General features: G+C 67.9%; 12 protein-coding genes. 5 read left to right on the forward strand and 7 right to left on the reverse strand.

What is annotated here, in order from left to right:
• Positions 1 to 122: 122 nt before the first annotated feature.
• The 3 genes from NON22_RS03295 to NON22_RS03305 all read left to right on the forward strand — a co-directional run bounded on the left by NON22_RS03295 (position 123) and on the right by NON22_RS03305 (position 3,277).
• Complete coding sequence (locus tag NON22_RS03295) at positions 123 to 1,073, forward strand: hypothetical protein (protein ID WP_257385481.1); 951 nt, start codon at positions 123 to 125, stop codon at positions 1,071 to 1,073.
• 131 nt (positions 1,074 to 1,204) lie between these two features.
• Positions 1,205 to 1,864, forward strand: a complete 660-nt coding sequence (locus NON22_RS03300) for a glutathione S-transferase family protein (RefSeq protein WP_257385482.1) — start codon at positions 1,205 to 1,207, stop codon at positions 1,862 to 1,864.
• A 264-nt stretch (positions 1,865 to 2,128) separates the two neighbouring features.
• Positions 2,129 to 3,277 (forward strand): carboxylate-amine ligase, encoded by a 1,149-nt coding sequence (locus tag NON22_RS03305; protein WP_257385483.1) that lies wholly within the window; start codon positions 2,129 to 2,131, stop codon positions 3,275 to 3,277.
• 117 nt (positions 3,278 to 3,394) lie between these two features.
• Here the strand turns inward: NON22_RS03305 and NON22_RS03310 are convergent, their stop codons facing one another.
• Entirely contained in the window at positions 3,395 to 3,784 is a 390-nt protein-coding gene (locus tag NON22_RS03310; RefSeq protein ID WP_257385484.1) for a nuclear transport factor 2 family protein, read from the reverse strand.
• Positions 3,785 to 3,902: 118 nt separating this feature from the next.
• Between NON22_RS03310 and NON22_RS03315 the strand changes: the two genes are divergently transcribed.
• Both NON22_RS03315 and NON22_RS03320 read left to right on the forward strand, forming a co-directional pair.
• Positions 3,903 to 4,244, forward strand: coding sequence for a hypothetical protein (locus tag NON22_RS03315; protein ID WP_257385485.1), 342 nt, complete (start codon positions 3,903 to 3,905; stop codon positions 4,242 to 4,244).
• Between the two features lie 36 nt (positions 4,245 to 4,280).
• Positions 4,281 to 4,598, forward strand: coding sequence for a hypothetical protein (locus NON22_RS03320; protein ID WP_257385486.1), 318 nt, complete (start codon positions 4,281 to 4,283; stop codon positions 4,596 to 4,598).
• Positions 4,599 to 4,625: 27 nt separating this feature from the next.
• On the opposite strand, the gene NON22_RS03325 is transcribed toward NON22_RS03320, so the two are convergent.
• From NON22_RS03325 to NON22_RS03350, 6 genes are all read right to left on the reverse strand, one after another.
• Entirely contained in the window at positions 4,626 to 5,912 is a 1,287-nt protein-coding gene (locus NON22_RS03325) for an NAD(P)/FAD-dependent oxidoreductase (protein ID WP_257385487.1), read from the reverse strand.
• A complete protein-coding gene (locus tag NON22_RS03330) occupies positions 5,909 to 6,874 on the reverse strand; it encodes a hypothetical protein (protein WP_257385488.1) in 966 nt (321 codons plus the stop codon). The genes NON22_RS03325 and NON22_RS03330 overlap by 4 nt, the downstream gene beginning before the upstream one ends.
• A 26-nt stretch (positions 6,875 to 6,900) precedes the next feature.
• Positions 6,901 to 8,085, reverse strand: coding sequence for a trans-sulfuration enzyme family protein (locus NON22_RS03335; RefSeq protein ID WP_257385489.1), 1,185 nt, complete (start codon positions 8,083 to 8,085; stop codon positions 6,901 to 6,903).
• A gap of 21 nt (positions 8,086 to 8,106) precedes the next feature.
• Positions 8,107 to 8,976, reverse strand: coding sequence for a UTP--glucose-1-phosphate uridylyltransferase GalU (galU, locus tag NON22_RS03340; protein WP_257385490.1), 870 nt, complete (start codon positions 8,974 to 8,976; stop codon positions 8,107 to 8,109).
• A 115-nt stretch (positions 8,977 to 9,091) separates the two neighbouring features.
• The gene (locus NON22_RS03345; protein ID WP_257385492.1) at positions 9,092 to 10,912 is read right to left on the reverse strand and encodes a polysaccharide biosynthesis protein; all 1,821 of its coding nucleotides are present in this window, start codon (positions 10,910 to 10,912) and stop codon (positions 9,092 to 9,094) included.
• 64 nt (positions 10,913 to 10,976) lie between these two features.
• The coding region (locus tag NON22_RS03350) for an MraY family glycosyltransferase (RefSeq protein WP_484600498.1) at positions 10,977 to 11,658 on the reverse strand (682 nt) is incomplete at its 5' end.

Raw genomic sequence — 11,658 nt, forward strand, 5'->3', positions numbered from 1 at the left:
GAGCAGCCGCGAGGACCGGGCAACTTTGCCGACACGTTGCCTGGGAGATTCCGCCCGCGCGCATCACCAGGAATTCGAAAGCGGGGGCCGCAGGTTCCCTCGTCAGGCGCAACAGCGCTGCCATGGCGGCGATGACACGCGCGGCTTTCGCATGCGGGGAGAAGGCCATGTCAGTCAACAACGAGTTCCAGACCCAGTTGTTCAAGCAATACGTCTGCGAGCTGATGCGGCTGCGCAGCAAGGGCGCGAATCTCGCCGCTGATGTCCAGGAGCTGATGAAACCCGCCGAGAGCGACCGCAAGGTCGACGTGCCCGAGCTTTACCTGCTCGAGTCGGCACTGCTCGAGCACCTCGGATCGCAGGATCTCAAGCTGCGTGTCGCCGGCTATCGCGACATGCTCTCCAATCTGCTGACTCCCACGTCCTTCGCCTGCATCGCCGCCCAATTCGTGAATCTGGAAACCGCGAAACACGAGGAACTGCTGTCGGAAGCCCAGCATCTGGCAAGTCGCGTGCATCGGCGCTATGCCGCTGTGCCGACCGTGGAACGCCTGAGAGCGCGCCTGGCTAAGCGCATCTCCCTTTCGCTGATTGCGATATCGCTGCTGTTCGCAGCGACCATCGTCGGGCTTTGCTTCCTGCGCGCCGACGAGGCCGGGAATTTCGTGACGCTGAGTCTGACCATGCTGGCAGGCGCGGCCGGCGCGTCCGTCAGCACACTGACGCGGCTCTACAGCATCGACCCGCGGCATGAGCCGGGCAATACCTGGCTCAGCATCGAAAGCGGCAAGGGAACCGTGCTGATCGCGCCGTTGCTCGGCATGGTTTTCGCGATCGTCATGTATCTGCTGATGCGCGGCGGACTGGTAGGTGGACACGCGTTTCCCGACTTCTCCAATCCGGTCAGCCCCGTGGAGGCGCTGCTGCGCAACGACGACTCGGCAAGAAATCTCGCCAATCTGGCCAAGCTGCTGATCTGGGCCTTCATCTCCGGTTGGACGGAACGCCTGGTCCCCGACGTGCTGGACCGTCTGGCGCCGCAGGCCAGGAACGAGCCGAGCAAGTCGCCCTAGTCGTCGTGGACACGACCACGCGCCGCCGCAGCGTGCGCAACCCATCCGTCGTTCTGCTTGAAACAGCGCTTCTGCAAAGCTAGTGTCCTGCGGCTTGCGATCGGCAGGCATGCACCACTGCGGAGTTTCCGATGCCGCTCGCGCTCTACGGCCACCCATTTTCCTCCTACACACAGAAAGTGCTGATCGCGCTGTACGAGAACGCGCTGCCGTTCGAGTTCCGCTGCATCGGTCCCGACACGCCGGAACACACGGCCGACTGGCTGCGGCGCTGGCCGCTCGCGAAGTTTCCGCTGCTGCTCGACGGCGACCGCGAAGTCGTCGAGACCAGCATCATCATCGAATACCTGCAGCTCGCACACGCGGGGCCCGTGCGGTTGCTGCCGGATGAGGCGATGACCGCGCTGGACGTGCGCTTTCTCGACCGCGTCTTCGACCTCCATGTCATGAGCCCGGTGCAGCATGCGGTCAACGGCGCGCTGACCGGCGACCCGGTCAAGCGCCAGGAGGCGCACGCGTTCGCCGGGCAGAAACTCGAGCTCGCCTACGCCTGGCTCGATCGCCACCTGTCCGGCCGCACCTGGGCCTGCGGCGACGCCTTCACCCTGGCCGACTGCGCCGCCGCGCCGGCACTGTTCTATGCCGACTGGACGCACCGCATCGCCGGGCACTATCCGGTGCTGCGCAGCTATCGCGCGCGCCTGCTCGCGCGACCGTCCTTCGCGCGTGCCGTCGAAGAGGCGCGCCAATACCGCCCGCTGTTTCCGCTCGGCGCGCCGGACAGGGATTGACGCGCCGCTCCTCCGCTCGCCCGCGATCCGTCGCATCGGCAATCACACTGCCTGCTCGGTTTCGCCGCCCGCCTGTTCGACGGGGCAACGATGACAAACGTGCGCATCATGCCTTCCGATGCGTCCGCAACTGTCTTTGCTTAACGAAATGCTAATCGCGCGCGAATGAAGATACCGGCCTGTTGCTTTCATCACGGCTGATTTTCGCGGCGAGGTTCGCGAGCGCAGCGACGCTCCCATCGACTGGCATACACAGGGGCAACCATGTCGAGCGACTACAGCATCGGCGTCGAGGAAGAGTTCTTCCTGACCGAAACGTCTTCAGGGCTGATCGTCCCGCACATGCCCGCAGGTTTCGTGCGCGCCTGCAACAGCCGCGTCGCCGGCGAAGCGACGTACGAACTCATGCAGTCGCAGATCGAAACCACGACGCCGGTCTGTCGCAACCCCGGCGAGTTGCGGCATGCGCTGACCGCATTGCGTTCGGGTCTGACCGACGTCGCCGGCGACTTCGGTCTGTCGCTGGTCGCCGCCGGCACGCATCCGCTCGGCGAATGGCGCGAGCAAGTGACGACGGCGGCGCCGCGCTACGAACGCCTGATCGAGGATTTCCAGATCGTCGGCCGGCGCAACCTGCTCTGCGGCCTTCACGTCCATGTCGCGCCGCCCTGCGGCGTGGATCGCGTCGACGTGATGAACCGGCTCGTGCCGTGGCTGCCGCTGCTGCTCGCGCTGAGCACGTCGTCGCCGTTCTGGTCGCGTCAGGACACGGGACTCGCGTCATACCGGCAGGCCGCCTATGACGAGTGGCCGCGCACCGGCATTCCGGACTACTTCGGCGGCCAGGCCGAATACGATACGTTCGTGCAGGGCCTGCTGACGGCCGGCGTCATTCCCGATCCGGGCCAGCTCTGGTGGGCGATACGCCCGTCGGCGCGCTTCCCGACCCTCGAGCTGAGGCTCTGCGACAGCTGCACGCACATCGACGACGCGCTCTGTATCGCGCAGCTGTTCCGCTGCCTGATCCGCGCGCTCGTGCGCCAGCCCGAAGTCGGCCGCGCGCGCACCCCGCTGACCCGCATGCTCGTCGAGGAAAACCGCTGGCAGGCCAAGCGCCAGGGCGTGCGCGCACAATTCATCGACGAAATCCACGGCGGCCGGCGCGAACCGATGAACGACGCGCTGCAGCGGCTGCTGGAGTTCATCGAACCCGACATCGACCACTTCGGCTGCCGCGCGGACGTGCTGCACGCGCAGGTCATCGTCGAACGCGGCACCAGCGCGGACCAGCAGCGCGCCGTCTATCGAGCCCGCCGCGAAGCCGCCGCGCCGCGACGGGAAGCCTGTCAGGACGTGGTCCGCTGGCTGGCGGAAGCCACGCGCGTCGCCGCCGGCGTCAGTCGGGCGGCGTGATGCCCGGACCGTCGTCGCTGCCCGGGAAGCCGGTCATTGCCCGGCCCGTCGGCGCGGTCGAAGCCGCCGCGCAGGCCGGCGCGCCCGCATCGGACTCCGGAGCGCCGGCCGTCGTGATCAATGGGGTTTCTGCTCGACTGCGCTCTCGGTGTGCATGACGCAGCGCCAGTCGCCGCCGACCTTCACCCAGGTCGACGTGTCGTAGACGTCCATCTGCACCGGCTTGCCCTGCATCTCCATGCGCTGGTCCACCTGATACGTCGCGATGGCCACGTCGTCGCGCGGGAAGATCACGTCCATGTCCGAGATCGTGTAATCGACGAGCTTGTAGCGGTCGTCCCGGGCCATGCGCGTGTACGCCGCATGATCGAACTTGTTCGCGCCGTGGCCGCTGACCATGACCGCCGGCTCGGTCAGCATGCCCGTGGCGATTTCCGGCTTGCCCGCGATCATGGAGTCCCAGAACGCCCGTTCGAGTTTCTCGATTTCACTCTTGCGCTTGTTCATGGCATCGCTCCCATTGCGGAGTGCGGGATTCGATGGATAAATTCCGCGGCGTTAGCCGCCGGTGAAGACCGGAACAACGCCGCCTAACAACCGAACGACGAGCCTGGTCATCGACGCCATGAACCGCGATTTCGCGCTCAGGACGGTCAAAGCGATCCACACGGCGATCTGGGCGTTCTTCGTCGCGTGCATCGTCGGCGCTCCTCTTGCCGCCCGGCTCGGCAACTTCAGGCTCGCGGCGCTGCTCATCGGCTTCGTCGGGCTGGAAGCGCTCGTGCTGCTGCTCAACCGCTGGTCGTGCCCGCTGACCGGCGTCGCTGCGCGCTACACCGAGCGACGCGACGCGAACTTCGACATCTATCTTCCGCTCTGGCTCGCCCGGTACAACAAGACCATCTTCACGCCGCTGTATCTGCTCGGCGCGGCGTATACCGCGCACGTTTGGTGGCATCAGGCCTGAAATCACGAGGCCGCGCCGCACGGAAAAGAGAACCATGTGCGCATCGATCCGGCCGGGAGCCATCATGAATCGCTCACTTCCTCTGCTGGCAATGCCTTGGCGTTGATCGGCTGCTTTGACGGCTCGTCTTCGAACCTGGACGCTGCCCGGCAGTTCTTCGCCAAACGCAAGATCGGCTCATCCGCAGATCACGGGATCATCAGATCCGGCCATCCTGATGACCACGCCGTCACCATTCACGGTCTCGCCGATGATGCGGCCAGCTGCAAGACGATAGCGGATGCGCTCGACGCCGATGCCTCAAGGAGACCGGCGGCGAGCAATGCGTTCTTCCGTATTCGTGCATTGCGCTGAATCGGTAAAGCTGATTCGAGCAAGGTCCTACCGACCCCGCAAGTCGTTCCACCAGTCCACGGCCTGGTACCACCAGTAGCTCGCCTGCGCGCCGAGAAAGCCGGCCGGGCGCATTGCCGAGACGAGGCCGAACGGCGCGAAGCGCTGCCACGCCGTGTCGTCCTGCGCGATCGCCGCGGCGAGCAGTTCGCCGGCGACCGTCGTCGGCGCGACGCCGTGGCCGCCGAACGCCTGCGCATACCAGAGCCCGTTCGGCTTGCGGCCGATCTGCGGCATCTGATGGCGCGCGTAGCTCATGAGGCCGGACCAGGCGAAGTCGACGTGCACGCCGGCGAGCTGCGGATAGACCTTCAGCAGATCGCGGTAGAGCAGATCGCGCACGCGCGCGGGCGAACGGTCGCGGATCGAGATGCGGCCGCCCCAGAGCAGGCGCGAGTCGGGCAAGGGCCGGTAGTAGTCGAACGCGAAGCGCGTGTCGTAGATCGCCGCGCGCGTGTTGATGCATTCGCGCAGGCGCGGGCCGAGCGGCTCGGTGACCATGACGTAGGTCGCGATCGGCAGCACGGCGCGGTCGACCTGCGGGTCGAGGCCGGCGAGGTAGCCGCCGCAGCAGAGAACGACGTGTTCGGCTTCGATGTCGCCGCCCGTCGTGGTCACCCGCCAGCCTTCGCCGTGGCGCGCGAGCGCGGTGACCGGCGAGTGTTCGTGGACGGCGACGCCCTTATCGGCCGCGGCTTTCGCAAGTCCTATCGCGTAGTTCAACGGATGCAGATGCACCGCGTTGCGTTCCCAGAGCGCGTCGCTGTAGCGCTCGGTGCGCAGCAGTTCGCGCACGGTCGACTTCGGCACCCAGTCCCACTGCACGCCGAACTGCCCGGCGAGGAATTCCTGACGCTCGCGCAGGATGCGCGGATCGTGGAACCAGTTGGCCCAGATCACGCCTTCGTCGACCATCGCGCACGGAATGCGGTACTTGGCCACGCGCGAACGGATCAGCTGCACGCCGCCGAGCGTGCTCAGGAACAGGGCTTTCGCCGTCTCCTGGCCGAGTTCGCGCACGAGCGCCTGCTCGCCGCGCGAATAGCCCGCAAACACGAAGCCGCCGTTGCGGCCCGAGGCGCCGAAGCCGACGGTCTCACTTTCGAGCAGCGCGACGTCGCCGACGCCGCGCTCAGCCAGGCCGAGCGCGGTATTGAGACCTGCGTAGCCGCCGCCGATCACGACCACGCGCCTGGCATGGCGGCCCGCGAGCGGCGCGAAGCCGCCGTAGGCCGTCGCCGTCGCGCGGTAGTAGCTGGCGGGCAGCTCGGTCATTGCGCGCGCGTGTCACGCGCGGAGCTTTCCACTTCGAGACCGACCTGCAGCCAGCCGAGGCTCAGGCCGATGCGTCTGGCGTCGGGATCGGCCCAGACGTAGCTCAGCATGCGGCCGCTCGCGTCCTCGATGACGGCCAGACGCAGCACCTCGGTGTTGCTTTCGCGATAGGTCAGGCGCGCGAGCTCGAGCGAATAGCCCGACGCCGCGCCGTCGCGGTATTTCAGCGGCACGCGGCCGCCTTCGCTGTGCAGGCGCAGGTCGCGGCGCAGATGCCAGTCGTTGTTGTCCGGCGAAGCCTTGACGCCGCCGCCGTTGAGCGCGTCCCAGCCGGTGAACCAGCGCACGCGCTGCGACAGGGTCGCCGCGTCGACGCCGCGCGCCTGGTCGGCGACCATGACCACGCGCAGGCGGTCGTTGACGAGCTCGAAGCGCAGCGGCAGCAGCGCGGCCGTCGCGCCGATGCCGGGCAACAGCGCGCTGCAGGCGGCCGGATCGGCGGCGAAGGCCAGGCCGTTGCGCGTCGCCGCGGCTTTCAGCATGCAGGCGTTCAGCGGCGCCCACGACTTGTCGTCGATGCGCACGTTCTTCGCCGGATTCAGGAACACGGCCTCGGCCTCGGCCGTCAGCGGCCGGTACGGCAGGAAGCCGTTGCCTTCGCTGACCAGCAGCCAGCGCGCTTCCTGCACCGGCGTCGTGTCCGGCAGCACGACGCGCCAGAGCAGCTGCTTGCGGTCGCCGCCCGGATGAGTCAGCCAGTGATGGATGGCCGGCGCGGCGTTCGTCGAAGGCGCCTGCTTGCCGCCGGCCGATGCGTTCCAGCGCTCGGCGTGGTTGTCGTATTCGCCGGCCAGTTCCTGCGGCACGGCCACCGTCGATTCGGACGTCGTGCGCGCCGGCAGCGCGCCGCAGGCGGACAGCAGCAGCGCGGAAGCCGCGAGCAGGCAGAACGGTAAGCGCATGTTTCCTCCGAAAGCGTTGTGCAACCCTACACGCGATCCAGGGCCTGGGCGAGATCGGCGATCAGTACGTCGGCGTCTTCCAGGCCGATCGAAATCCGCACGAGATTGACCGGCACCTGCCCTGCCCGCGCGTCGGTCACGCGCGTGTCCGGCGGATAGACGGCCGCGACCGGAAACAGCAGCGACTCGTAGCCGCCCCAGGACACGGTCATGAGGAACCGCTGCAGCGCATCGCAGAAACGCTCGACCGTCGCCGTCGTCTCGCCGCGCACGGTGAACGACAGCAGGCCGCTTGCGCCGGTGGTCTGCCGCAGGCTCAGGTCGTACTGCGGATCGCCGGCGTCGTGCGGATACCAGACGTGTCCGACCTTGGGATGTTCTTTCAGGAACGCGATGACGACCTGCGTGGTCTGCGCGATCTGGCGCAGGCGCACGGGCAAGGTCCGCAAGCCCCGGATCATCAACCACGCGTCGTGCGGCGACAGCATCGCGCCGAGCGTCATGTAAGGCCCCTGGAACACCTCGCGGATCAGCGCCTTGCTGCCGCAGAGCACGCCGGCGACGACGTCGCTGTGGCCGTTGAGGTACTTGGTCGCCGAATGCGCGACGAGGTCGATGCCCAGCGCGATCGCGCGCTGGTTCAGCGGCGTCGCGTAGCTGTTGTCGAGCAAGGTGCGGATGCCGCGGCGGCGCGCGAGCGCGGCGACGGCGGCGAGGTCCTGCTGCTCGTAGGTCATCGTGTTCGGGCTTTCGAGCACGATGAGCCGGGTCTGCGGGGTCAGCGCGGCCTCGATCGCGGCCGTGTCGCGCGCGTCGACGAACGCGTGGCCGACGCCGAACCGCGCGAGGAAGTCGCGCAGCAGGCTGCGCGTCCACGAGTACGGCTTCTGCACGCAGACCACGTGATCGCCGGACCTAAGTCCGGCCATTACGCCGGCCGCGATCGCCGCGGCGCCCGATCCGAACAGCAGCGCGTCGTCGGCGCCTTCGAGCGCGGCGAGTTTTTTGCGCAGGATCTCGACGGTCGGGTTGTTGCCGCGCGTGTACAGCGTGTTGTCGAGTTCGTCGCCGAAGGCCGTGCGCATCTGCGCGACGGTCTCGAACGCGAAGATCGAGCTCTGGTAGATCGGCGGCGACACGGCGCCGCGATGGCGCGAGCGATCCTCCTCGCCGAGGTGGTTCAGGATGTAGCTCAGATCATGCTCGTGCATCGCGGCCTTCCGTGCGCCTGCTCACTTGCCCGCGACGAACTCGCGCGTGGCCGCGGCCAGGGTCGGATCCTGCAGCGCGAAGTGCATGGTCGCCTTGACGAGGCCGAGCTTGTTGCCGCAGTCGAAGCGCTCGCCCTCGAAGCGATAGGCCAGCACGCGTTCCTGCTTCAGCAGCGCGTCGATCGCGTCGGTCAGCTGGATCTCGCCGCCGGCGCCGGGCTTGGTCGATTCCAGCAGCGAGAAGATGCGGCCGGGCAGCACGTAGCGGCCGACGACGGCTAGATTCGACGGCGCGTCTTCGGGCTTGGGCTTCTCGACCATGAGCTTGATCAGCGCGGCGCGCTCGTTGATCGGCGTCGCGTCGACGATGCCGTACTTGTTGGTCTGCTCGCGCGGCACCTCTTCGACCGCGATCACGCCGGAGTTCTCGAACGCGGCGAGGTCGGCCATCTGGCGCAAGGCGCTCGCGCCGCTGTTCCAGATCAGATCGTCGGGCAGGATCACGCCGAACGGTTCGTTGCCGACGACCGGTTTCGCGCACAGCACCGCATGGCCGAGGCCCAGCGCCTCGGGCTGCGTCACGAACACGCAGCGCACGTGCTTGGGCAGCACGTTCTGCACGAGCGACAGCAGCTCCTTCTTGCCGGCCTGCTCGAGCTTGGTCTCGAGCTCGTAGGCCTTGTCGAAGTAGTCGGCGATCGCGTGCTTGTAGCGGTTGGTCACGAAGATCAGCGTGTCGGCGCCGGCGTCGACGGCTTCGTCGACGGCGTACTGGATCAGCGGCCGGTCGAGCACCGGCAGCATTTCCTTGGCCACGACCTTGGTCGCCGGCAGGAAGCGCGTGCCGAGACCGGCGACCGGGAAGACGACCTTGCGTAGACGTTGCGACATGCGGACTCCTAGCGGATCGGGCAATCAGGAAGTGAAGACGGAAACGGAGGCACCGCAGGCGGCTCGGCCGGCGGCGTGACGACGATGAACGTGGCCGGCAGCGACGCTTCCTCTCCTAGCGCTGCTGCGGTCGTTCGAACGCGACGACGGCAGCTTCTTCGGCCGTGCGCGCGAAATCCGGCAGCAGCGCGGCGACGCAGCGGCGCAGCGCGTCCTCGTCGAAGTCCTGCACGGCCTGCGCCGCGCGCGCGAGCTGCGCGTTCAGGAGCTCCCAGCTCATGCTGCGCGGCTGGGCCAGGAAGATCTTCGCGTGCGCCGTATTGCGGTAGTTCTCCAGAGGATGGAACAGCTCCTCGAACAGCTTCTCGCCTGGTCGCAGGCCGGTATAGGCGATCTGGATGTCGCGGCCCGGGATCTTGCCGGTCAGCCGTATCATCTGCTCGGCGAGATCGCGGATGCGGATCGGCTCGCCCATGTCGAGCGCGAAGATCTCGCCGCCCTTACCGAGCACCTCGGCCTGCAGGATCAACTGGCAGGCTTCCGGGATCGTCATGAAATAGCGCGTGATCTCCGGATGCGTCACGGTGACCGGGCCGCCGTTGCGGATCTGTTCGCGGAACAGCGGCACGACCGAGCCGGCCGAATCGAGCACGTTGCCGAACCGCACGGTGATGAAGCGCGTGCGCGAACGGCCGGCAAGGTTCTGGCAGTACAGCTCGGCGATACGCTTGGACGCCCCCATGATGCTCGTCGGGTTCACGGCCTTGTCGGTCGAGATCAGCACGAGGCATTCGACGTCGTGGCGGTCGGCGGTGTCGGCGACGCAGCGCGTGGCCAGCGAATTGTTGCGCACGGCCTCGCGCAGCTGCCCCTGCAGCAGCGGCACGTGCTTGTAGGCGGCCGCGTGGAACACGACCTGCGGCCTCGCCGCGGCGAAGACGTGCTCGCAGGTCGCCGGGTCGCCGGCGTTGCCGATACGCGCATCGAGGATCAGGTCGGGCCAGGCCGCACGCAGTTCCTGCTCGATGCGATAGAGGTTGTATTCGGACAGCTCCAGTATCGTCAGCGAACTCGCGCCGAGCCGCGCGACCTGGCGGCACAGCTCCGAACCGATCGATCCGCCGCCGCCGGTCACGAGTACGCGCTTGCCGGTCAGGCCGCTGCGTATCGCGGTCCAGTCCAGCTCGACCGGATCGCGGCCGAGCAGGTCCTCGATCGCGACTTCCTTGAGCTCGTTGAACTGCGAGCGGCCCGAGACCACGTCGTCCAGACGCGGCACGGTGCGGAACGCGAGGCCCGTGGATTCGCAGAGCTCGACGACGCGGCGCATCTGTGCGTTGCTCGACGACGGCATAGCGATCAGCAGCATCTGCGCGGCGACTTCGGCGGCGATCTGCGGCAGCCGCTCCAGGGTGCCCAGTACCGGCACGCCGTGCAGCTTGGCGCCGCGCAGCTGGGCGTTGTCGTCGACGAAGCCGACGACGCGATAGCGGTTCTCGCGCTTGAGGTCACGCACGAGCGCCTCGCCGGCACGGCCGGCGCCGAGCACGAGCACGCGCTGGCTCGGACTGTCGTTGAACAGGTCCAGGCGCGAGTCCTTCCAGAAGCGGTAGCCCAGCCGCGGCGCGCCGAGGAACACGACGAGCGCGGCCGGATAGATCAGCAGCACGCCGCGCGGCACCGTCGCGAGGCGGTTGTAGAGGAACAGCGTGATCGCCACCAGCACCGCGCCAATTGCGCCGGCGCGCACGATGTTCCACAGATCCGGCAGGCTCGCGAAGCGCCAGAGCCCGCGGTAGAGCCCGGTCCACCAGAACACCGCGGCCTGCACCGCGAGCAGCACGATCACTTCGGGACCGAACCAGATCACCGGCTGCGGCTCGGGCAGCAGCGCGTTGCGGATCGCGTACGTGGCGAGCCAGGCCAGCCAGACCATGGTCAGGTCATGGGCGACGACGGCGAGGCGCGGATGGATCAGGCCGATGCTGCGGCGCAGGAGGTCAGGCACGGCGGCGCACTCCGGCGAGGACGGCCTGCCGCGCGCGCCACCAGAGCGCAACGCCGGCCGTGTAGGCGATCAGCACCGCAGCGACGGACGCACCCGGGTCGCGCTTCAACGCGACGAGCACGGCCAGCGGTGCGACCAGCAACAGATTCCACGCCATGTAGTAGCCCACGACCCGGGCATGCGAGCAGCCGCCGCGCACGAGCCACTGATAGAGATGTTCGCGGTGCGCACTATACCAGCGGCGTCCGCGCCAGATGCGCTGCAGCAAGGTCGCCGTCGCGTCGACGGCGAAGCTGCTGGCCAGCAACAGACCCGCGGCGAGCCAGCGCGGTTCCGTCAGCGCCGCACAGGCCAGCAGCGCGATGACGAGGAAACCCAGCGCGCCGCTGCCGACGTCGCCGAGGAAGATCCGCGCGGACGGAAAATTGAACGGCAGGAACGTGACGCAGGCCGCCGCGAGCGCGGCCGGCACGGACCCGAGCCCGTGCGGCAGCGCGAACTCGCCGAGCAGCGCGAGCATCGCGAACACGAAAGCGGACTGGGCGGTCAGCAGGCCATTGATGCCGTCCATGAAGTTGTGCAGGTTGATCGACCAGGCCGTGGCGACGACGACCGCGGCCGCAGCGACGGCGCAGGCCCAGAGCGGCAGGTCGGCGCGCCACGACGCCGGGGCG

The organism is Tahibacter caeni (assembly GCF_024609805.1).
Taxonomy (GTDB): domain Bacteria; phylum Pseudomonadota; class Gammaproteobacteria; order Xanthomonadales; family Rhodanobacteraceae; genus Tahibacter; species Tahibacter caeni.

Coding starts and splice junctions, on each gene's coding strand:
- NON22_RS03315 (WP_257385485.1), top strand. CDS start 3,903: ATGAACCGCGATTTCGCGCTCAGGACGGTCAAAGCGATCCACACGGCG.
- NON22_RS03345 (WP_257385492.1), bottom strand. CDS start 10,912: ATGGTCTGGCTGGCCTGGCTCGCCACGTACGCGATCCGCAACGCGCTG.
- NON22_RS03325 (WP_257385487.1), bottom strand. CDS start 5,912: ATGACCGAGCTGCCCGCCAGCTACTACCGCGCGACGGCGACGGCCTAC.
- NON22_RS03305 (WP_257385483.1), top strand. CDS start 2,129: ATGTCGAGCGACTACAGCATCGGCGTCGAGGAAGAGTTCTTCCTGACC.
- NON22_RS03300 (WP_257385482.1), top strand. CDS start 1,205: ATGCCGCTCGCGCTCTACGGCCACCCATTTTCCTCCTACACACAGAAA.
- NON22_RS03330 (WP_257385488.1), bottom strand. CDS start 6,874: ATGCGCTTACCGTTCTGCCTGCTCGCGGCTTCCGCGCTGCTGCTGTCC.
- NON22_RS03295 (WP_257385481.1), top strand. CDS start 123: ATGGCGGCGATGACACGCGCGGCTTTCGCATGCGGGGAGAAGGCCATG.
- NON22_RS03310 (WP_257385484.1), bottom strand. CDS start 3,784: ATGAACAAGCGCAAGAGTGAAATCGAGAAACTCGAACGGGCGTTCTGG.
- galU (WP_257385490.1), bottom strand. CDS start 8,976: ATGTCGCAACGTCTACGCAAGGTCGTCTTCCCGGTCGCCGGTCTCGGC.
- NON22_RS03335 (WP_257385489.1), bottom strand. CDS start 8,085: ATGCACGAGCATGATCTGAGCTACATCCTGAACCACCTCGGCGAGGAG.